The sequence below is a fragment of the Psychrobacter sp. YGAH215 genome (assembly GCF_007280595.1).
Taxonomy (GTDB): domain Bacteria; phylum Pseudomonadota; class Gammaproteobacteria; order Pseudomonadales; family Moraxellaceae; genus Psychrobacter; species Psychrobacter faecalis.
This window is the reverse complement of the sequence record NZ_VKLR01000001.1, coordinates 239,625-262,699: the sequence shown is the minus strand read 5'-3', so window position 1 is coordinate 262,699 and position 23,075 is coordinate 239,625. Positions and strand designations below refer to the sequence as shown.

General features: G+C 44.8%; 14 protein-coding genes and 1 tRNA gene. 7 read left to right on the top strand and 8 right to left on the bottom strand.

The window, feature by feature from the left end; translation table 11 throughout:
- Nucleotides 1-37: 37 nt before the first annotated feature.
- The 3 genes from FOR85_RS01005 (at nucleotide 38) to FOR85_RS00995 (ending at nucleotide 5,326) form a co-directional block, all read left to right on the top strand.
- Nucleotides 38-2,221, top strand: a complete 2,184-nt coding sequence (locus FOR85_RS01005) for a 3-hydroxyacyl-CoA dehydrogenase NAD-binding domain-containing protein (RefSeq protein ID WP_144296319.1) — start codon at nucleotides 38-40, stop codon at nucleotides 2,219-2,221.
- 4 nt (nucleotides 2,222-2,225) lie between these two features.
- On the top strand, nucleotides 2,226-3,284 hold the full coding sequence (locus FOR85_RS01000) for a CaiB/BaiF CoA-transferase family protein (protein ID WP_144296414.1): 1,059 nt from the start codon (nucleotides 2,226-2,228) through the stop codon (nucleotides 3,282-3,284).
- 359 nt (nucleotides 3,285-3,643) lie between these two features.
- Nucleotides 3,644-5,326, top strand: coding sequence for an NAD-dependent malic enzyme (locus tag FOR85_RS00995; protein ID WP_144296318.1), 1,683 nt, complete (start codon nucleotides 3,644-3,646; stop codon nucleotides 5,324-5,326).
- A 499-nt stretch (nucleotides 5,327-5,825) separates the two neighbouring features.
- Here the strand turns inward: FOR85_RS00995 and FOR85_RS00990 are convergent.
- The 7 genes from FOR85_RS00990 to FOR85_RS00960 all read right to left on the bottom strand — a co-directional run bounded on the left by FOR85_RS00990 (nucleotide 5,826) and on the right by FOR85_RS00960 (nucleotide 15,067).
- A tRNA-Ile gene (locus FOR85_RS00990) sits at nucleotides 5,826-5,902 on the bottom strand.
- Between the two features lie 97 nt (nucleotides 5,903-5,999).
- Nucleotides 6,000-6,812 carry a pteridine reductase gene (locus tag FOR85_RS00985; RefSeq protein WP_144296317.1) on the bottom strand — a complete coding sequence of 271 codons (813 nt, stop codon included), beginning with the start codon at nucleotides 6,810-6,812 and terminating at the stop codon, nucleotides 6,000-6,002.
- Between the two features lie 58 nt (nucleotides 6,813-6,870).
- A complete protein-coding gene (locus tag FOR85_RS00980) occupies nucleotides 6,871-8,058 on the bottom strand; it encodes a tRNA nucleotidyltransferase (RefSeq protein WP_144296316.1) in 1,188 nt (395 codons plus the stop codon).
- A gap of 161 nt (nucleotides 8,059-8,219) precedes the next feature.
- A complete protein-coding gene (locus FOR85_RS00975) occupies nucleotides 8,220-10,541 on the bottom strand; it encodes an NADP-dependent malic enzyme (protein WP_190295459.1) in 2,322 nt (773 codons plus the stop codon).
- Nucleotides 10,542-10,881: 340 nt separating this feature from the next.
- Entirely contained in the window at nucleotides 10,882-12,348 is a 1,467-nt protein-coding gene (locus FOR85_RS00970; RefSeq protein WP_144296314.1) for a YdiU family protein, read from the bottom strand.
- Between the two features lie 290 nt (nucleotides 12,349-12,638).
- Entirely contained in the window at nucleotides 12,639-14,036 is a 1,398-nt protein-coding gene (locus FOR85_RS00965) for a fatty acid desaturase (RefSeq protein WP_144296313.1), read from the bottom strand.
- A gap of 302 nt (nucleotides 14,037-14,338) precedes the next feature.
- Nucleotides 14,339-15,067 (bottom strand): glycerophosphodiester phosphodiesterase, encoded by a 729-nt coding sequence (locus FOR85_RS00960; protein ID WP_144296312.1) that lies wholly within the window; start codon nucleotides 15,065-15,067, stop codon nucleotides 14,339-14,341.
- Between the two features lie 368 nt (nucleotides 15,068-15,435).
- Between FOR85_RS00960 and FOR85_RS00955 the strand changes: the two genes are divergently transcribed.
- A complete protein-coding gene (locus FOR85_RS00955) occupies nucleotides 15,436-16,404 on the top strand; it encodes a hypothetical protein (protein WP_144296311.1) in 969 nt (322 codons plus the stop codon).
- A 147-nt stretch (nucleotides 16,405-16,551) separates the two neighbouring features.
- On the opposite strand, the gene FOR85_RS00950 is transcribed toward FOR85_RS00955, so the two are convergent.
- A complete protein-coding gene (locus tag FOR85_RS00950; protein WP_144296310.1) occupies nucleotides 16,552-17,151 on the bottom strand; it encodes a cob(I)yrinic acid a,c-diamide adenosyltransferase in 600 nt (199 codons plus the stop codon).
- A gap of 261 nt (nucleotides 17,152-17,412) precedes the next feature.
- Between FOR85_RS00950 and cysS the strand changes: the two genes are divergently transcribed.
- The 3 genes from cysS to guaB all read left to right on the top strand — a co-directional run bounded on the left by cysS (nucleotide 17,413) and on the right by guaB (nucleotide 22,927).
- The gene (gene cysS / locus FOR85_RS00945; protein ID WP_144296309.1) at nucleotides 17,413-18,873 is read left to right on the top strand and encodes a cysteine--tRNA ligase; all 1,461 of its coding nucleotides are present in this window, start codon (nucleotides 17,413-17,415) and stop codon (nucleotides 18,871-18,873) included.
- Nucleotides 18,874-19,173: 300 nt separating this feature from the next.
- The gene (locus FOR85_RS00940; protein WP_223808448.1) at nucleotides 19,174-21,081 is read left to right on the top strand and encodes a mechanosensitive ion channel family protein; all 1,908 of its coding nucleotides are present in this window, start codon (nucleotides 19,174-19,176) and stop codon (nucleotides 21,079-21,081) included.
- A gap of 373 nt (nucleotides 21,082-21,454) precedes the next feature.
- Nucleotides 21,455-22,927, top strand: coding sequence for an IMP dehydrogenase (gene guaB / locus FOR85_RS00935; RefSeq protein WP_144296308.1), 1,473 nt, complete (start codon nucleotides 21,455-21,457; stop codon nucleotides 22,925-22,927).
- The last annotated feature ends 148 nt before the right edge of the window (nucleotides 22,928-23,075 follow it).

Genomic DNA, 23,075 nt, shown 5'->3' with positions numbered 1-23,075 from the left:
TATAAAAATGATTATGGATGATTAACAAGGATTTAAAATGAGCACCAATAGCGTAGATGCCATCAATGCATTAAAGAATTTTTCTGCCCAATCTGATAATGGAATTATCACCGTCACTATCGACCAAACCGAGCGTAAGATGAATGTCATTGGAGAGGGCTTTAATGAAGCCTTTGCTACAATAACGGATGCTTTTATCAATGACCAGGACGCAAAAGGCCTAATTCTAACGTCTGGTAAATCAACCTTTGTGGTTGGCGCAGATATTGACCAATTGGCTACTATTGAAACGGCCGAGCAAGCCTTTGATCTGGTTGAAGATTTAAAAACTAGCCTGCGTAAACTTGAAACTTCAGGTAAGCCAGTCGTTGCTGCTATTACGGGTACGGCGCTTGGGGGCGGTCTTGAGCTTGCCTTAGCCTGTCATTATCGTATTGCTATCGATTCACCAAAAACCTCGTCTACAACCAAGCTGGGTTTGCCAGAAGTTAAGCTTGGCTTGTTACCCGGCGGCGGCGGGACACAGCGTCTACCGCGTTTGATTGGTATTCAAAAAGCCCTTGAGCTGATGACCCAAGGTAAAGAGCTGCGTCCACAGCAAGCGCTAGAAATTGGCTTTATCGATGACGTGGCTCATGACGATGACGAGCTTATCAGTAAGGCGAAAGCATGGATTAATGACAATCCAAAAGCGCAGCAACCATGGGACAAAAAAGGCTTTAAAATCCCAGGCGGTGATAGCAATCATCCAAAAATGGTGCAAGTATTTTCTATGGCCCCAGCGATGGCCAATCAAAAATCCCACGGCAACTATCCTGCGATTACCCATATTTTATCTAGCGTGTTTGAAGGCTGCTTAACCGATATCGACAACGGCCTTAAAATCGAGTCGCGTTTTTTTGTCGCCTGCGTGTTATCAGACGTATCCAAAAACATGATTAATAGCCTTTGGACGCAGCTCAATAGCATTAAAAAAGGACAATCACGCCCGCAAGGGTTTGAAAAATATAAAGTCAGCAAAGTCGGTATTTTAGGCGCTGGCATGATGGGCGCTGGTATCGCTTACGTTTCAGCTAAAGCGGGTATGGAAGTGGTATTGCTCGATACGGCGATTGAAGGTGCCGAAAAAGGCAAAAGCTACTCTACTAAGCTGCTAGACAAAGCCATCAGCCGAGGGCGTTCAACAGAGGACAAAAAACAAGCATTATTAGACCTTATCAAGACCACCACGTCTTATGATGATTTAGAAGGCTGTGATTTAATCATTGAAGCTGTTTTTGAAGACATTGATATTAAAGCGGAATGTACGCGACAATCTGAAGCCGTTATTCCAGAGACTGCCGTTTATGCTTCTAACACCTCAACCTTGCCAATCACTGAGCTTGCTAAAGCCAGCAAACGCCCGAACCAGTTTATCGGTCTGCATTTCTTCTCACCGGTTGATAAGATGCCACTCGTTGAGATTATCGTTGGTGAAAAAACCGACGATGCCACGCTAGCCAAAGGTTTTGATTATGTTGGTCAAATTGGCAAGACGCCCATCGTTGTCAATGACAGCCGCGGATTTTATACATCGCGTGTTTTTGGCACTTATGTGTCAGAAGGCATTGCCATGTTAGCTGAGGGTGTTCACCCACGCAGTATAGAAGTGGCTGGTATGAAGTCTGGTATGCCGATGCCGCCGCTCGCACTGCAAGATGAGGTGTCACTCAGCCTGTCATTACACGTGATGCAGCAGACTAAAAAGGCAATGGAGGCAGAAGGTAAAGCCTTTACGCCGCATCCTGCGATGTCAGTAGTAGAAAAAATGGTCAAAGAATTTGGCCGCGAAGGTAAAAAGGTGTCTAAAGGTTTTTATGATTATCCAGAGAATGGTGAAAAACATCTATGGTCTGATCTCACTGAATTATATCAAACGACAGATGAGCAGCCCTCGCAGCAAGACTTGGTAGACCGTCTACTTTATGTGCAAGCCAATGAGACCGCGAAGTGTTTCGAGGAAAACGTGGTGCGTACGGTGGCCGATGCCAACATCGGTTCAATCTTTGGTTGGGGTTTTGCGCCAAACCAAGGGGGGACGCTACAGTTTATCAACTCAGTAGGCGTCGATAAATTTGTCGCGCGTAGTCGTGAGCTGGCACAGAAATATGGCGCACGTTTTGAGCCTGCGCAGCTATTAGTAGAAATGGCGGCAAAAGGCGAGGTTTTCTCAGATGACTGAATCGATGGTTAATCAAGCGGATGCTATGAGAGACTGCTTACAAGGGCTGCGTGTCGTTGATTTGACGCGCAACCTGCCTGGGCCATTTGCGACCAGATTGCTTGCGGACTTAGGCGCGGATATTATTAAGATTGAACCACTCAATGGCGATCCGGCTCGCGCTTTTGGGGATTTGTTTACCGCCCTTAATCATGGCAAAACCACTTTAAAAGTTGACTTTCGTGACTCGCAAGGTATTGAGACTATCAAAGCGCAAATCAAGGATAGCGACGTGATGCTCGATAGCTTTCGCCCTGAGGTATTAGAAGGCATGGGGCTTGATGCCAAAACCTTGCATGCCATTAATCCAAAGCTGGTCATGGTATCGATTACGGGCTATGGCATGGCTAATAGCGATGGCATCACTCATGATTGGGCGCATAAAGCCGGTCATGATATCAATTTTATGGCGATGAGCGGGGTGCTTGACCAGCTCAAGACGGCAGATGGCGAGCAGGCAATGCCCAATGTTCAGTTTGCAGACTTAGCAGGCGGCAGTGACACGGCGGTGATTGCTCTATTAGCGGCTGTATTTGCAGCCCAGCGTACGGGGAAAGGTCGCCACGTTGCGGTCAGTATGACGCACAGCTTGTATCAGCATCTAGTCATGCCAAAAGCGACTGGAAAACTGGTTGCCAGCTTTTCTGGCAAAAACCCAGAGCCGCAACAGGATTTCTTAGGCGGTTTATTACCTTGTTATCGGTTGTATAGAACTTCCGATGATCGCCATATGGCGGTGGGTTCACTAGAGCTAAAATTCTGGCAAGGGCTGTGTGAAATATTAAAATTGGCTGAAATTAAAGATGTGCATTGGCAGCGTGGGATTATGCCCAATACCAAGAGCAGCCAAGAGGCAGCACAAATGGTTGCTGATACCTTTGCCAATCAGCCTTTAAGCCATTGGCAGCAGGTTTTTGCATCTACCGATGTGTGCGTCACGCCAGTATTGAGTTTAGAGGAGGCAAGAGCACATCCTTTATTTGCCCATCAAGATGAGTATGGGGCGACACTGGGTTGGCAGTAAGGTAATGAAGCTGAAGTAACAGCATTGTTAGTGAATCAGTTAATAGCTTAATCATTTAGCCACTTAATCTCTTAGCCATTATATTTTTAGCATCTACGGCATTCTTAAGCGACTGAAAAAACATTCCTCTTTTGCGTTAACCCCTTTATGAACTTATCACTATTGGCGCGGTAATCGACTTATTGCATGCAATTTTAGAGAAAACGGCAGTATTTCTAGGCAAATGTATAAGCAATCAAGTTTAAAGCCGTACTGACTCAAAATGATTTGTTATCTATTGTTAAACATGAGCGGATGCTAGGTATAATGCAGCCCTAGCATCGTTTTCACTCATACGTCCTTAATAAGAAGATTTTATTATGTCAAACAAGCGTCCCTTATATATTCCTATTGCTGGCCCCGCGCTATTAGAAACCTCTTTATTGAATAAAGGTAGTGCTTTTTCATCAGAAGAACGCGATAGCTTTAATTTAACAGGGCTATTACCACACAACATTGAGACGATTGAAGAGCAGTCTCTGCGGGCTTATCACCAACTGCGTTCATTTACCAATACGATGGATAAGCACATTTATTTGCGTAATATACAAGATACCAATGAGACCTTGTTTCATCATCTGGTTGAGCAGCATATTGAGGAAGTCATGCCGCTCATCTACACGCCAACGGTTGGTCAAGCTTGTGAAAAGTTCTCGCAAATTTATCGCCGGAAACGGGGCTTATTTATCTCCTACCCTGAGCGTCATAAAATCGACGATATGCTGCAAAACGCCACCAAACAAAATGTCAAAGTGATCGTTGTCACTGACGGTGAACGTATATTGGGCCTTGGCGACCAAGGTATTGGTGGTATGGGCATTCCTATTGGTAAATTGGCGTTGTACACAGCTTGCGGTGGCATCAGTCCCGCTTACTGTCTGCCTATTTTGTTAGATGTCGGTACCAATAACCAACAGCTACTTGACGATCCTATGTATATGGGTTGGAGAAATCCACGCATTTCTGGCGAGGAATACAATGAATTTGTCGATTTATTTATTCAAGCCGTTAAGCGTCGTTGGCCAGAGGTTTTATTACAATTTGAAGATTTTGCTCAAGGAAACGCTACGCCGTTATTAAATCGTTATCGTGACCAGTTATGCTGTTTCAATGATGATATTCAAGGGACGGCTGCGGTTTCGGTCGGCGCTTTGATTGCCGCGTGCCTCAATAAAGGCCAAAAACTCAGTCAGCAAAAAATAGCTTTCTTAGGGGCAGGTTCTGCGGGCTGCGGTATTGCTGAGCATATCATTCGCCAAATGCAGCGCGAAGGCTTAACCGAAGAGCAAGCGCGCAGCCAAGTATTTATGGTTGACCGTTACGGTTTGCTCATCGATAGCATGACAGAGCTACAAAAATTCCAAGAGCCACTGGTGCAAAAACAATCAGCAATTGAACATTGGGATAAGAGTCAAAAACTCGGTTTAGCGCAAGTGGTGAAACAAGCAAAAATAACGGTATTATTCGGCGTGAGTGGACAAAAAGGTTTGTTTACTCAAGAGGTGATCGAGTCCTTATGTGCTAATACTGAACACCCAATTGTACTACCGCTTTCAAACCCGACCTCTCGTGTGGAAGCCACACCGCAAGAAGTGATGAACTGGAGCCGTGGTCGCGCCATTATCGCAACGGGTAGTCCTTTTGCACATACCACTTTTAACGGTCAGTCTTTTGAGGTTTCTCAATGTAATAATAGCTATATATTTCCTGGTATCGGTCTTGGTGTTCTCGCAGCACGGGCGAGAGGTATCAGCGACAATATGTTAATGGCGGCAAGCCAAGCGCTTGCAGATATATCAATGGAGTACGAAAAAGCGCCCGGCGCCATACTACCGCCAATTAAAGTTATTAAAGAGATCAGTAAAAAAATAGCCTATGAAGTGGCACTGCAAGCGGTCCAAGATAAGCTGGCATTACCTATCACAGCAGAGAACCTACAGCGCCGACTGGAAGCGAATTTTTGGTTGCCTGAATATCGCAATTATCGTCGTACTTCTTTCTAGTTTTTAGAAGGTGTTTATAGGTAAACGATAAATAAATAGTAGATAGCTGGTTCTAGGCTAGGGCATGTCCTTGCTTGAACGCTAACTGAAATTTGCTAAATACAGTTGGTCGGTTGCGGCTGATTTGGTTTAGCATAAAAAAGCAATTAGTTCAGCAGGCGCAGCGGCGTCTTTTTATAGTTATCAATTATTCATTCATTAAAACCGTTAAAGCCCTCTACGCTATATAAAATAGCGTAGAGGGCTTTTTGATTTCCTAGGTAGCTTAAGCTTATGGTTCAAACCCATAATAAGCCTCATATGTTCATCAGTATGGGGTACTGTTCAGACGTAGGAGCATTAAGCCTCTTCGGTAATGTATTTAGAGATGATATCGGCAATATTAGCAAAATCAACCATTTCTATATAGTCCGCCCTATTTCTATATCTTCTGAAAGTCCTAAAAAACTCTATAAAAAAAGGCCTGCCGCATCGCTGCGAACAAGCCTGATTCAATATGTGGTGGGCCCAGTAGGACTTGAACCTACGACCAAAGGATTATGAGTCCTCTGCTCTAACCAACTGAGCTATGGGCCCTAACGTTAGACGCACAATGATACCCGATTTTTTTAAATTTTCAAGTAAAAGATGGCCTGTCAGGCAGATATTATTCAAAAAGCCACTTTTTTCCTGGTCAAACACCACCGCCAGCCAATGTCAGGCTGCGACCACCATCGACAGTAATTATTTCACCCGTCACATAACGGGCGTGCGCCAAATAAAGCACACTATGGGCAATTTCCTCAGGTTTGCCTATCCGCTGCATAGGAATGGAGTTGATGATGCTTTTTTGCTGCTGCGGGTCAAGTGCTTGGTCGCTATCTGCTTCTGGTAGGATGTTTACGCCAGGAGCGATGCCATTGACACGTACCTCTGGCGCCATATCAAGCGCAAAAGACTGTACCATCATGCGATGCGCCGCCTTTGCCATATTGTAGACGGCATACTCTTTAAAAGGTTTATTATGCGCATGGATATCGAGTAGGCTAATGATACAGCCTTGCTGTGTCCGTAGATAAGGATATAACGCTTGGCTTAATAATAAGGGCGCTTTGGCGTTGGTTAAAAATAAATCATCCCATTGCTCTAGATCTATATCACCAAGTGGACTTGGATAAAAGCGAGAGGCGTTATGCACTAGGACATCGAGTTGCCCAAATGCTTGCATAATATTTTGAGTAAATTGCTGTAGCATCTCGCTATTATTAACAACCGTCAAATCTGCAAGGACGACGACCGCGCTATCAGGACGACTGTGATTCAGCGTATCGGCTAGGTCATTGGCTTCTTGCTCACTATGATGACAATGAATAATGACACGGTAGCCTTGCTCATGGGCGGCACGGACAATAGCCGCACCAATACGCTTAGCGCCACCGGTGACTACCATTACGGGCGCTGAGGTATTAGAATATTTTGATTGGCTTAAACTAAATTCATGGTTCATATTAAAGGTATTTTTGTTATTTAAATTGCTGGTTGAAAGTGCTTGTTTACAAGACAGGTTATGTTTGTAAATGCTCAATTCTACGTTGGCGTAATGCTTCGCCTATCGCTGGGCCTTTTAGATTCTGGTCAATATTATCCATGCTGATTGCATGAAAGCTATTTAAGGCGAGCATCATTTGGCGGTGCTGTATGGCCAGTTTTAAGACATGACTGGTGACCAAGAGCTGCGACAGTTTATCGGGCGCTTTATGAGCGCTACAAGCTTGAATAAGATCGATTTTCTCGGCGGCGCTCAGCTGGTCTATGCGGCTAAGATTTTTCGCTTGCTGCACAAATAAAGTGGCAAATTGAGTCTGTGCTTTTGGCACTTTGGCGCTGTTTCCGATCTCATTAATAGCTTTAGCCGCTGCCTCTATATTAACCGAAAGAGTTTCTGTAGGTTTCAGAGCAAATAAATCTGTGTTGAGACTGGCCATTAATAACGCCCAGCGCTGAGATAAGTTTAATTGCATTTGACCGGCGAAATACAATGCGGTTTGTACAATCTCTCGTATTTGACCGTATTGAGCATGGCTCCAAACTTGCTGTAGCGGAGCAAAATACTCCGTTAAAGCCCCAATCTCAAACAGCTGCTGCCAATAAACCTGCGGCGATACTTGCATCATAGCACGGCTCGATTCTTGCCAAATGCGCTCACTACTTAGATGCGCAAGCTCGCCTGAGCGCACCAACTCACGCATCAATAGCAAGGTTTCATCGGCAATACTAAAGCCCAAATCATAATAGCGGCCATAAAAACGGGCGGTGCGCAGTACCCGTAATGGGTCTTCACTAAACGCGCTTGATACATGACGCAAGGTTTTGCTATGAATGTCGTTCAAACCGCCATAGTAATCGACAACGTCGCCACTTATCGGCGTATCATCCATAAGGCTTTTAACTTCTATTGCCATAGCGTTGACGGTCAAGTCGCGACGTTTTAAGTCTTCACGTAACGTCACATCAGGGCTGGCATGTACGCTAAAGCCTTGATAGCCCCGCCCTTGTTTGCGTTCTGTACGCGCCAGCGCATACTCTTCATGACTAATAGGATGCAAAAATACTGGAAAGTCTGCGCCCACTTGCTGAAATCCTGCATCCAGCATATCTGCGACCGTCGCGCCAACGACGACAAAGTCTTTGTCTTTGTTAGGAAGACCTAATAATTGGTCACGGACAGCGCCGCCGACGAGATACACTTGCATAATAGTCTCTTTGTATTTATCCAGTATTTAATAAAACAGGTTGCCAAAAAAAACCAGTCAACACTGATATGAGTATTGACTGGTTTTAGTATAGCAGACGGTTTCTATAAATAACTAACAGAAGACCGTCTTCGTAATGCGTTTATACGCTATATAAACAACTACTTCTGCTCATTGATTAAATCTTGAGCTTCAGTAACTGCAAGCGCTGTCATATTCACCACACGACGCGCTGTCGCTGATGGGGTTAGGATATGCACAGGTTTGCTCGCGCCTAGCAAAATAGGTCCAATAGAGGCACTGCTGGTCGCTGTTTTTAGTAGGTTGAAAGCAATGTTTGCGGCATCAAGCGTTGGCAAGATAAGCAAGTTTGCTGAGCCTTTTAGGTTGCTTGATGGCAAGTCATTGGCACGGATATGCTCATCAAGGGCCGCATCACCTTGCATTTCACCATCGAAGTCAAAGTCGACATTCATTTCTGTCAGCAGCTGATGTACTTTGCGCATTTTTACCGCGCTGGCACGGTCTGATGTACCGAAGTTTGAATGCGAAACCAACGCCACACGTGGCGTGATGCTAAAGCGACGTAACTGATCAGCTGCCAGTACCGTCATTTCAGCCAATTGCTCAGCCGTTGGGTCTTCATGGATGTAAGTGTCGGCAATAAAAATATTGCGATCTTGCATCAATACCGCGTTCATCGCATAAAAATCGCTGACGCCTGCTTTTTTACCGATGACTCGGCTGACGTATTTTAAATGCAGATGATAGTAGCTAAAAGTACCACAAATCATGCCATCAGCATCACCGTTTTCAACCAGTAGGGCACCGATTAAAGAAGTCTTACGGCGGACATCACGGCGCGCAAGCTCAATACTGACACCATTACGTTTATTTTTCTCGTAGTAGCCTTGCCAGTAGTCTTTATAGCGTGGATCATCGTCTTGATTAATAATGGTGATGTTTTCGCCATCTTTTAGACGCAGCGCCAATCTTTTAATGTTCTTTTCAATGATGGCAGGGCGACCAACCAAGATTGGATGCGCCAATTGCTCATCAACGACCACTTGTACGGCAAGCAGTACGTTGCGGTCTTCGCCTTCACAGTAAACAATGCGTTTAGGATCGGCTTTCGCGCGGGCAAAGATAGGCTTCATCACGAACGCTGAGTTATAAACAAACTCAGACAAGCGTTGACGATAGGCTTTCATATCAGAGATAGGCAGGGTTGCTACGCCAGAATCCATCGCCGCTTTGGCAACCGCAGAGGCGATTTCGATGATTAGGTTTGGCTCAAGAGGGCCTGGGATAAGGTAATCACGGCCAAAGCTTGGCGTACTCTCAACGTTTTTCACGTTATTCATTGGTGTCGCTTCAACATGCGCCATAGCCGCGATGGCTTTTACGCAAGCGATTTTCATCTCTTCATTAACCGCTGTCGCCCCAACATCAAGTGCACCGCGGAAGATATAAGGGAAGCATAGCGCGTTGTTTACTTGGTTTGGATAATCTGAGCGACCGGTTGCCATGATAACGTCTGGACGTACGGCGTGCGCCACTTCTGGCATGATTTCAGGCGTTGGGTTGGCAAGGGCAAAGACGATTGGGTCTTTTGCCATACGGCGCACCATGTTTTCGGTCAATGTGCCAGGCATAGATAGGCCTAAGAACATATCGACATCATCCATCACTTCTTCGATGGTAGTGGCGGTGGTATTGCGCGCATAACGCTGCTTGGTTTCATCAAGGTTTTCACGGCTGGTGGTGATGATACCGCGCGAGTCTGATACAAAGATATTGTTTCTATCTACGCCAAGTGCACAAATGATATCCAAGCAAGAGATGGCTGCCGCACCTGCGCCAGAGCAAACCACTTTGATTTCTTCGATTTTTTTACCAGTGATAAGTAAAGCGTTTAGCATCGCTGCGGCAACAATGATTGAGGTACCGTGCTGGTCATCGTGGAATACCGGAATGTTCATGCGCTCACGCAATTCACGCTCGATTTTGAAACATTCTGGGGCTTTGATGTCTTCAAGGTTAATACCACCAAAAGTAGGCTCAAGCGAGGCGACGGCTTCGATGAACTTATCTGGATCATTTTGGGCAATTTCAATATCAAAAACGTCAATACCAGCAAATTTTTTGAATAAAACCCCTTTACCTTCCATGACAGGTTTAGAGGCCAATGGACCAATATTCCCTAAACCAAGCACCGCAGTACCGTTGGTTATCACGCCAACCAAGTTGCTACGAGCAGTATATTTAGCCGCTAACGCTGGATCTCTTTGAATCTCAAGACAAGGTATCGCAACCCCTGGAGAGTAAGCAAGTGCCAAATCACGTTGGTTGGCCAGTTGCTTGATAGGCGTAACTGAGATTTTACCGGGGCGCGGAAACTCATGGTAGTGTAAGGCAGATTGTTCAAACTGCTCTTTTTCTGTAGTAGGGGTGTCCGTATTCAAAGTGATATCGTCATTCATAATAATTGCCATGGTTGGAATAATTGGAATAAAGTAAATGGTGATAAAAACCAATGTCTATGCTTCATTATCATGACTATGATAATTAAGGCACATTTATACTAAAAAGGTCGTGCTCGGCGACTAGACATCAGCGTAAAAACAGCAATCTCACAGGAAGCGTTATTCTAGCACTATTGGTATTTCACTGCCTAGTCAAGTCATCTCAATTAGGTGAATAATATAATAAAATGATATTCGTTATTTCGCTGTTTGATAATGGCAAAAAACGCCCCTCGATATCAACCATAATTGCCTAATGTTTCAAAACATTACAGAATAGCAGCTTGTCCGTATTCTCTTACGAAGAACAGCTGATTGGCATTTGCGGCGCATGTGGCGCGGGCGGCATGGTATCGAGCTCAGTGGCGATGTCTTGGACGTTGTAAGGATTGGCAAGTAAGTCAAAGACTCGATTTAACTCTTCAAATTGGCCTTGTTCCGCCACCGTAATCGCCCGCTGTGCCACACTATTACGTAGTACATAAACCGGATTATTGCTATGCATTTGTTCAATAGAGGCTTCGCTAGATAACGGCTCTAGCGCTGCTAAATACCTTGTTGACCATTGTTGCCAAACGTGCTGTGCCTCATTATTAAACTCAGCAGTCATTTTTGCCAGCAATTCTTGCTCATACGGATATTCATTTGGCGCGACCAAACCCAATAGCGCGCGGAAACTGTTGCTATAGTCGAGCAAATTATTCTCTAACAAGGTTAACCACTCAAAAGCAAGGGTCAAACTTTCTTTAGTGTGAGGCAGCCCAAGCTTACGGCAGAGTCCTTGCTGGTAATGCTGCATAAAGGTCGCTTCATACGGCGCTAGGCAATCAGCCAAGGTATCGCGTGTTACACCATTTAAGCGCATAAAGTGCGGGAGCCAAATATTTAAGTTCCAATGACCGATAGCAGGTTGGTTTTGATAGGCATAACGACCAGTATGGTCGGAGTGATTGTTAATCCACGCAGGGTTAAAGCGCTCCATAAAACCAAACGGACCAAAGTCTAAGGTACTGCCCGTAATCGATAAGTTATCAGTATTCATCACCCCATGGGCAAAGCCAATCAATTGCCAATCGGCAATCATACGTGCGGTTCGCTCAACCACCGCTTGTAAAAATGCTAAGACAGGCGCTTCACTATCACGGCATTCTGGATAGTATGTATCAATCATATAGTCGGTAAACTCGCCAAGTAAGTCGGGCGCAAAGCTTGCAATCCACTCAACATGACCGAGGCGAATATGACTGTCAGCGACGCGCATCAATGCCGCGCCCGCTTCCATACGCTCACGGCGGACACGCGTATCAGACACCACAAAGCCTAAGGCATTGGACGAAGGAATGCCAAGCTGGGTCAGCGCATGACCGCATAAATACTCGCGAATGGTACTGCGTAATACCGCGCGCCCATCGCCCATGCGTGAGTAAGGGGTCAGACCAATGCCCTTTAAATGTAAATCTTGTAATTTATCATTATTATCGAGCACTTGCGCCATGAGTAAACCGCGCCCATCGCCCAATTGTCCGGCCCACTGTCCGAACTGGTGACCAGCATAGGCCATGGACAGCGGTCGAAACTCAGCTGGCACGTATTGACCCCCTAATATTTCAACCCAACGCGCCATCAGCTCATCGTCATCGAGCCAGCCTAATTGCTTGGCAACTTCGGTGTTAAAGTGACCAGCGCGCGGATTATCAAGCGGTGTCGGCTGCTGTTCATGATAAAGGCGAGTATCTAATGTGACGTAAGTATTTTGATAGCGCATAGGTGCGTTCCAATATAAAGGTATGTATTTTTAATATAAAAACTTAAGGTTAAAAGCGAGTAATGAAAGCGTGTAAAGAGAGTAATAAACTTACTATAGCATAGCCTTAATAATGCCGCGTTTCACTCTGTCCATCTCTTGTAATTGCTGTATAAACAATGAGTGAGCAAAAATAATAAGTGCGTAAACGAGCAGCGCACAACTCATGGCTGAAAAAAACCCCCTATCTTTACAGAATAGAGGGCAGGAGAAACGTACAATAAAAGCTAAGATAATAAATCTATAAACGCTTACGCCGCTTTTGGACTTTGACCGATAGAGCGAAACGCCGTTTTTAGATTGCTGTTATGCGCCAGTATTTTTTGCTCAACTTTGGCATAGTCGTGCTTTAGCATCTCTTCAACTTCATGCAGGCGATCGGCAAACTCGGTCTTTTTTAGCTCAATAGTTTTGGCTTTTAGCGCTTGCCATTCTTCGACCGTTTGCGTAAAGGCTTCATATTCAAACTTGATACGATCTTGGAAACTCTTCATCGCATGTGGAATATCTAGACCGTTCGCAGTGACATTATCAATCTGCTGTTGAGCCTTTTTGAACTGCATTTGCACTTCAGCATGCTTAATGGTGGTGTCGTCAACCGTGCGTAATTCACTGGTTAGCCCAATTTTAGATAAGCCCAAGATAAGCCATTTAGTTGGATCATATTGCCACCATTTCACGCCATTACGATAGTCGTATTGGAAGAAGTGATGATAGTTATGATAACCCTCACCCCACGTAAAGATAGCAAGGAAAAAGTTATCGCGAGCACTATTGGTATCCGTATAAGGACGCGTACCAAACATGTGGCATAGCGAGTTAATAAAGAAGGTAAAGTGGTGGGTCAGTACCAAGCGCAGTAGACCTGCCAATACAAGCGTGCCCCAAACGTCACCTATTAACCAACCAATTGCCGCAACCATCGCAACGTTGGTAGCCAGTACCCATAAACCATAGTATTTATGCTGAATCTGTAGCACTTTATCTTTGGTCAAATCAGGAATGTTTTTATAATCAAAGCGACCACTAGGATAATTGCGTAACATCCAACCGATATGACTGAACCAAAAACCCCGTCTTGCTGAATAAGGATCTTCCATGCGGTCATCAACATGACGATGATGCGTACGGTGGCCCGATACCCAGTCAAAAGCAGAGCCTTGAACCGCCAGGGTTGAGCCAAGTAATAGGAAGTTTTTTACCAAGGGATGGGCTTTGTAAGCGCGATGCGACAGTAGGCGGTGATAGCCTGCAGTGATACTAATACCGGTCCACACCATAAAGGCACCAAACACACCCCAAACTGGCGCACTAACTTGATGGGTCAACAGGTACCATGGCGTAATGACGGCAGCAGCAATAGGCGTCGCAATCAGAAAAATCGCTGGAACCAAGTTGATTGGCGACTTTTGAAATTCAAGCTCAAGCGGATCGATACCCTCATAGTTAGCGACTGCATTGGCATCTTTATAACCGCTCGTCGTCGCAAACTGCGTATCGGCAGCATCATCAGTTTTGCTTTTGCCAGTATCAAGCCACGTCTTCACGCGCAGCGCCTGAGTACCAGCATGCTGTATAAGCGAATCACCCGACTTCATGGCGAAACGCAAGCCCTTAAGTGGTAAGCCTATTACTTTTTTAGCAATCATGTAATATTCCTAATGATATTAATTTCAGCCTCCATATTACCCTAAAAGACCAGTAAAGTGAACAGTTATACACTAGAAAAATATTGCTAAATAACAATAACTTGTAGGAGTTATGGTAGCGATTAACCCAAATAATCCCTTACTTATCAGCAGTTAAGTGAAAGTGTAAGTAAAAAGATAAATATGTGTGCGATAAAAATGTATAAACGACTATCGAGCCAATTAATTAGCTGGCTTTTTTAAGCCATTTTCAAGCAAGTTTTTTGAAATATGACAAAAAGATAGGTAAGAAGCTCCCTTACTTAGCGCATGAGAAAATAGGTTGGATAATCGGTGATGATGACGTCGACTTGCCACGTAATAAGCTGTTTAATCGTCTCGCTATCATTGACGGTCCACGCGCTGACTGGCAGGTGATAACGATGACAGTGCTTAATGACAGCTTGAGTCAGCAATGGATAGTGAATACCTAGCTGGACGCAGCCAAGTTGCAGGGCAGTTTGTGGTGCGCTTAGCAAAGTTTTAGGGGTGCGAATCAGTAAACCACGCGGAATATGTTGTAAGGTTTTATTGCGTTGCAACCGCGCGTGTAGTTCGACATCAAAGCTGGTCAGCGCTATAGGCAAGCTGGCAAGCGGACTGTCGGTTAAATCGTGCATTAATGCTCTAATTAATTTGCCGTAATCCGTGCGCTCATGTGTCTTGATTTCCAGCTCAATATAGCCAAAACCTTTTAGCACAGAGGCTATTTTGGCCAAAGGGGTAATCTGATGACCAGACTGTAAATAGCGTCCAATCTCGGCAAGACTCAACTGGTCGATGCAGGATTGCTGAGCGCATAGGCGTTGTAAATTATCATCATGAAAGACCAGCAAGTGACCATCGGCGCTTAATTGCACATCAAATTCAACGCCTATTAAACCCGCGCTTTGTAGGTTTTGCGCCAGTTTAAAGCCTGCTAAGGTGTTTTCTAATGCTTCACCGCGCGCCCCGCGATGGCCCAATAAAAGGGTATTTTTAAAATTTATCATTATTAATAGCTATCAAAAATTCTTATCGCTATCATATCGTCTGTGCAAAATGGGGTCTAATAAAATATTTATCTGAGAACAGAAGCATTACTTATATAGCGTACGTAGGAGCTGCAGCTACGATATAAAATATGTCTTTGTAGCTTTTTTGCAACCAAAGCAAGGTTTTGTACACAATGTTGGACGTTATTTGTATATCAATAGGCTACACTGATGACCATTTAAATCAAACGCCGTATAATAACGTGGTTTTCAAAACTTGCATGACGATTGTTAACATTTAAATGTCATGATGCGCATGTAAGTTTTTGAATGTTAAAACACTGTCCGTCAGTGGCGGTACGAATCAGGAAATTGGAGCAAAAAAGATGAGCGTAGCGAACAAGAGTTTGAGTAAGTGGTATAAGGTTGCTGGTATTGGTATCGCCTGTAGTTTGGTACTTACAGGCTGTAACCGCTCAGAAAAAGAAGAGACCACAGAAACTGCCGAGCTAACCGAAGAGACCGCTACTAATGAAAACGCGGCTGCTACAGCGGTAAGTTGTGATGATCCAATGGTACAAGATCGCCTCAAATCAGCCTTAAGAAATACGCTCAATCAACAAGCGCAAACCTTGGCAGCAAGTTACGCTAACGATGCTGAAATTGCTTTAAGTAGTGGCGTTGTCACTGGTAAAACCAATGGTATCGTCATCGATATGCAAAACGCTGCGGTATTACAAGCCACAAATGATAATGGCATGACCACCTGTCAGGCGAGTGTCAGCATGACTTTGCCAAGTGAAGACTTATACCAAGCCAGCCAACTGCAAGCCGCTAACAATCAGCCAAGCTTACAATCACGCCTAGCCAATGACAATATCCGTATCAATAACAACATGCTCGTTGACGATGCCTTTACCTATGTCGTTGGTACCCAAGGCGGTCAAGTACGTACGCGTATCGCTGGACAGCCAGCACTGCTGACCGTAGTATCAGAAGTAGTGGCAGGCTCAGCCTTTCAGACAGCACTAGAAGAGCAGCGTGCCGCGCAAGCAGCCGAACGCCGCCGTCAAACGGCACAAAACAATAGCGAAAACCAAACTCGTCAACCAAGACCGGTAACGCCAGCGGCCCCTGTGCGTCCAGCTGAGCCAGCTACGCCACCGACTGTCAATCAAAATAGCAGCAGTCAAAACAGTAGCCAGAACACGAGTAATCAGGATAACCAAAGCAATAACCAAGCTGCCACAACGCCTAGTACTACAGCGCCTGCGACTCCAGCTACACCTAAGTCAGTCCCTAAAGATGACAGTATCGATATGGTGATTATCGAAGATAAAGACGCAACTTATTAATAACCTCTCAGTTTATTAATAAAATGTCAGTAGGTGCTGTCTAAGCCTAGCGTTTGAAATTCAAAAGCCCGCAACTATCGTAAGTCGCGGGCTTTTTGCTTAAATTAATTTTTAGCGGTTAATTTTTAGCAGTCAGTAAAAGCTAAACTATTTATTCTCAGCGAATTTTTGTAATACTTGACTGTCCCATAGCACTTCAGAAACTTGCTCAGGGTCGGTGCAAAAACGCGCAGCGACAAACAACCAGTCCGACAAACGATTGATAAAGCTAACTGCCGTTGGACGAATGGCTTCTGGTCGCTGCTGCTGCAATAGCACCGCTTGACGCTCAGCTCGGCGACAGACGGTACGGGTGACATGCAATTGGCTGACCAACACTGAACCTGTTGGTAGGATAAAATCTTTTAGCGCCGGCAAAGTGCTATTCATCGCGTCAATCTGTTGCTCTAACCATGCAATGTGCGCGCTATTCACGCCTTCATATTCTGGCATGGCAAGCTCGCCACCGATATTAAATAGCAGATGCTGAATAATCACTAATGCTTGGGCAAAGTCGGCTTCTTTTGTCGCGTCAGTCGAGTTTTGCGCCAACTGCGCGCGTACCAAACCAATATGTGAGTTGAGCTCATCGACATCACCCATGACGCTAAATAGATTGTCCGCTTTACTCACGCGGCTGCCATCTGCCATGCCTGTGGTACCGTCATCGCCAGTACGTGTATATATTTTGCTTAAACGATTGCCCATGTTTTATCCTTAAAGGTTAGTGTTTGTTAAAAAGTCAGTATTTTTTAGCATTGCGAATGTTAGTTATGCGCTCATTGTAGTATTTTACGAGCATTTTCGCTAAGATAATGGGTTAAGTTTTATACTGCTACTTTTTCAAAAATAATAATGACGCTAAATATTGTTATAACTAAGCTATAAATAAGCGTTTTCATTATTTAAGTGTGCAGTAAGAATATTTTCGTTTCACTCTTATCTTTTTTATCAAAAGGCTTTTTTACTATGACCACACCTCTTGCAGACGCGATGTCTCAGCTTGCCATTTACGACTCACTTAACGGACGCAAGCGGTCATTTAAGCCGCTGGTTGCGGGCAAAGTCGGCATGTATGTGTGCGGAATGACGGTCTATGATTATTGTCATATCGGTCATGCGCGGGTGGTAGTTGCCTTTGATATGGCGGTGCGCTGGCTGACGCAACTGGGTTATGACGTCAATTATGTGCGGAATATCACCGATATAGATGACAAAATTATCACTCGCGCAGCCGAAAACGGCGAAGAGATTGGCGCATTAACGCAGCGCTTTATCACCGCGATGCACGAAGATTTTGCGGCACTGGGCTGCTTAGCACCCGATGCTGAGCCACGTGCGACCGATTATATCGACGAGATGCAGCAGATGATTGGCAATTTGGTCAGCAATGACTATGCGTACACTGGCGATAATGGTGATGTCTATTATGCAGTCGATAGCTTCCCTGATTATGGCAAATTATCCAAGCGCAATTTGGACGATATGCAAGCGGGCTCGCGCGTTAATGTCGAAAATGACAAGCGCAATCCGTTTGACTTTGTCCTATGGAAAGCGGCAAAACCTGGTGAGCCACAATGGGCATCGCCATGGGGTCAAGGGCGTCCGGGCTGGCATATCGAATGCTCGGCGATGTCGATCAAATGCCTTGGCAATACCTTTGATATTCACGGCGGTGGTCATGATTTACAGTTTCCACATCATGAAAATGAGATAGCACAATCGGAAGCGGCGACAGGCTGCGAGTACGCGCGTAATTGGATGCATGTTGGCTTTATCAATGTTGATGGCGAAAAGATGTCCAAATCGCTAAATAACTTTTTTACCATTCGCGATGTGATTGCCAAGTATCATTCTGAAACGGTGCGCTTTTTCTTGTTATCAAGTCACTATCGCAGCCAAGTGAATTTCTCAGACAAAGCCTTAGATGAAGCGCACAATAGCCTAAGCAGATTATATCAAGCATTAAAAGCGGCTGAACAACAAAAAGGACAAACACTCACTATCGATGATGTGCTAACAAACTCTGCTTATGATAGCGCGGCAGGACAAGACTTTATCAAAGCCATGAATGATGATTTTAATAGCTCAACGGCTATTAGCGTATTATTTGGGCTGGCACGAGATATCAATAAAGCGCTCAAAGGCGAAGATGCAGAGGCTGCATGGCAGTTAGCGCAGCAACTAAAAGCTTTGGCGCAGACATTAAATATATTGCAGCTACCGGTACAGCAGTTTTTACAAGCGGTCGTGGGTGAGGCGCAAGAAGGTGGTTTGTCCGATGACGCTATCGATGGATTAATCACCGAGCGTGCCGATGCCAAAACCAATAAAAACTTTGCCCGTGCTGATGAGATACGTGAGCAGTTAAAAGAGGCGGGAATTGAGCTTGAAGACAGCCGTGCGGGTACGACTTGGCGCCGTGCTTAAATCATATTCTTGCTATAAGCAATTGTATCAATTAACATTTTACCCTCAAATTAAGTCAGCTTTATGCTGGCTTTTTTTGGTTCAGTGCATTAGCTTTATCTTATAGTCAAAATTGATGTTTAACTTTACTAAATCATTTCATTAATCAGCCTAGAACCTTAACGTATGAAACATTCCTCTCAGTCTTTGATGGCTAAAAATATCCAAGCTCCGTATATGGGCAATAGGGGCGACGCTGATGTTTCTGGTTGTAAGAGTCTAGACACTATTAAAGGTAGGCATAAATTAACCGTGAGGCATTTGAACATACGTCATTTTATTTCCAGTATCTCCGTCATTATCCTAATTATTGTCTATCTGCCAGCTTATGCGGCTAGTCATTCAGCGAATGACACTTCAACGATCAACAATCAAAACGAAACAACAGCGCCCATCTCCGAGGCGCCAGAAAACATCGTTGACTATGCATCGCAACGGATCGATAAGCTCAAAAAAGAGGGCGTCAGTGTCTCTGCAATTGCTGAAGAGGTCATTAGTCCGTTTGAGAAAAAACCCAAGCAGCAGGCAGGCGTGTTGCAGGGCGACTCTGGTCTGACTGGCGACTATAACGAAAGCTATTATGCTTTAAATAAGCTCAATGTCGGCTTGCCGCCACTATCTGAGCCACCGAATTTATCGACACCACTGGCAACGCTAGAGTTTTTTCAATCGGCAGTTATCAAGCAGCAGTATGATTTGGCCGCTTATGCGCTCAATATGAACTTGATTGACGAGGAGTTGCAGCGTAATCAAGCAATAGAGCTTGCCAAACAGCTCGATTTTCTATTGATGGAAAAAAAGCTGTATGCGTTTGATAAGTTGCCCGACCGTCCTGATGGTTTGATAGAACCGCCGCTTGGTAGCAATAATAGTATCCAAGGTATTCCTCGGCGCTCAATCCAGTTGGGTTATATCGACTATCGTGATCGCCGTGTGCCGCTGCATCTTGAGCGCGTACGCATTGATGACAGCCCGCCTTTTTGGGTGTTTTCCGCGCAAACGGTCGCCAATATCAATAAGCTGTATGAGCAATATCAGCCTGCCAAGTTTGAGCGTTATTTGCCCGACTGGACCAAATTAAAAGTCTTTGGCATTGCTATTTGGGAATTTATCGCTTTATTTTTATTCTTTTTCTTTACCATGGGCGCTGGTTGGCTGCTCAGTAAAGCCGCTGGTAAACTGCTCAATTGGTACGTTTTAGACAAAGAGGGCAATCGGCTCGCCACCATTCATCATAACGGCGTCGAGGACTTGGTCAATAAGCTGACCGTGCCTTTGACGTTTACCATCAGTTTTTCCGCGGTTTATACCTTGGTATCGGGCGGTTTTCCTTACTTAGATGCGCTTGCCTCATCGACACGCCCCATTATTTGGATTGGGTTGGTGCTAAGCGCCATGTGGCTGGGTACACGCGCCATTAATTTCTTTGCCAATCGTTATAAAGATTTGCAAATCGAGAATTTGAGCGAAGAGCAGTTTGATAAAGGCCGCAGTCGCCGCACCTATGTGTCTATTTTTCGCCGCGTCTTTATCTTTGTGATGATTTTAGGCGGTATTTGGATAGGTCTGAGTGAGTTCACCAATATTGATGGTTTGGGTAAGACCTTACTCACTTCAGCGGGGATTGCCGGCGCGGTGATAGGTATTGCCGCCCAGCCTATTTTAGGTAATATCATCGCAGGGATGCAGGTCGCCATTACCCAGCCTGTGCGTATCGGCGATACGGTGATGATGGAGGGCGAATGGTGTACGATTGAGGATTTAGGCTACACCTATGCGGTACTAAAAACGTGGGATGAGCGCCGCTTGATAGTACCTATGCGGCATTTTATCACTGAGATTGTGGAAAATTGGTCGCATACCGAATCGCATCAAACCTCAGTGATTTATTTGTATGTCGATTATGGCGCTGATATTGACGCCATTCGACAAAAATACATCGAGCTGGTAAAAGACAATGCGCTATGGGACGGTGAAACTGAGCCTGAGCTGTTTACCGTTTCGGTATCAGAAACCACTATTAAGCTGCGCTGTAGCCAAGCGTCCGATAGCCCGCTCAATGCTTGGTTACTTGAATGTGAAGTGCGTGAGCAAATGCTAAGCTACTTATATAGCGAACAAAAAGATTATCTACCAGCGGAACGTTTTATCGTTAAAACAGAAACATAGTAACGATGTAAGAGCATGGCAAAATAAAGGCACCATCTAGCAAAATAAGCTGACAAATATGTTATGCGAAGGCTTGCTTTATTTGTTATAATATGGCGTTATTTTTAAGGGATAATTCAGTTATTAAGCGTCGGGTAATCAGATGTTAGAAGGTTTAGAAGCGCGATATTAGCAACTCTACTTTCCTAAGTATTTTATTACCGCTGATAAACAGATAACATGCCGAGTGATATCCGTATTTAAGGTTTGTTCCTCATGGTTTTTTCACAATTCTAGCCGCTTTATTTTGGCGTATTGATTTTGATAAAGCTTTTGTTTATCGACGTGATACTGCATTGCCCACCCATCAAAATAACCACCACTAGGGGTCTGTATGTTGCGAATTGTCGATGAAGCCTTAACCTTTGATGACGTTTTATTATTACCAGCTTATTCTGAAATCCTACCAAAAGCTGCTGATTTAACGACCCGCCTAACCAAAAATATCACTTTAAACTTACCGATGATTTCGGCTGCGATGGATACCGTCACTGAATCTGAGATGGCCATCACTATGGCGCAGCTTGGTGGTTTGGGTATTTTGCACAAGAGCATGGATATCGATAAACAGGCCATGCAAGTACGCCGCGTTAAAAAATTCGAAGCCGGTACAGTTGTTGATCCCATCACCGTGCACCCAGAGATGACCATCGGTGAGCTATTAAGATTGACTCAAGATAACAACATCTCAGGGGTGCCTGTGGTTGAGAAGGGTACCGATAAAGTCATTGGTATCGTTACCCATCGTGATTGGCGCTTTGAAACCAATTTGTCACTACCAGTTAGCCATATCATGACGCCAAAAGATCAGCTGGTCACCGTCAAAGAAGGTGAGAGTAACGAAAATATCAAAAAACTTCTTCACGAGCACCGTATCGAAAAAGTGATTGTGATTAATGATGATTTTCGTTTGCGTGGTCTGATTACGGTCAATGATTTCTCTAAAGCAGAAAATAACCCTAATGCTTGTAAAGATGAGCAGGGTCGCCTGCGCGTTGGTGCGGCTGTCGGTACTGGCGCTGATACCCAAGCCCGTGTTGAAGCTTTGATTGCCGCTGATGTCGATATCATCGTTGTCGATACCGCGCATGGTCACTCAAAAGGCGTGATTGATAAAGTTTCTTGGATTAAAAAGCACTATCCAAACGTTCAGGTTATCGGCGGTAATATTGCCACAGGTGATGCCGCTAAAGCATTACGTGATGCTGGTGCAGACGCGGTAAAAGTAGGTATTGGCCCTGGGTCTATCTGTACCACGCGTATTATCGCGGGTGTTGGTATGCCGCAAATCTCGGCAATCGATAGTGTCGCAAGCGCACTACAAGACTGTATTCCACTGATTGCTGATGGCGGTATCCGCTATTCAGGCGATATGGCAAAAGCCATTGCTGCTGGCGCGTCGTGCATCATGGTTGGTTCACTAATGGCGGGTACCGAAGAAGCGCCAGGTGAGGTTGAGCTGTTCCAAGGCCGTTACTATAAAGCCTATCGCGGTATGGGTAGCTTGGGTGCGATGTCAGGTCAAAACGGCTCATCAGATCGCTATTTCCAAGATGCCAAAGACGGCGTAGAAAAACTGGTACCAGAAGGTATCGAAGGCCGCGTACCTTATAAAGGCCCAGTTTCTGGTATTGTCAATCAGATGATGGGTGGCCTACGTTCATCGATGGGTTATACTGGTTGTGCGACCATTGAAGAGATGCGTACTAAGCCGCAGTTTGTCAAAGTCACTTCAGCGGGTATGAAAGAATCTCATGTCCATGATGTGCAGATTACCAAAGAAGCGCCTAACTATCGCGTTGATTGATCATCTCTTAACGCTAGTAAGATGTAGGTTATCGGCTCTGTAGCGTTGCCGTGACACCAAGATACAAACAGCCAACAATGCTTTATTATTGTTGGCTGTTTTTTTTGTAAAATACAACATTAAACTCTTCTATCTATAACTTAGACGC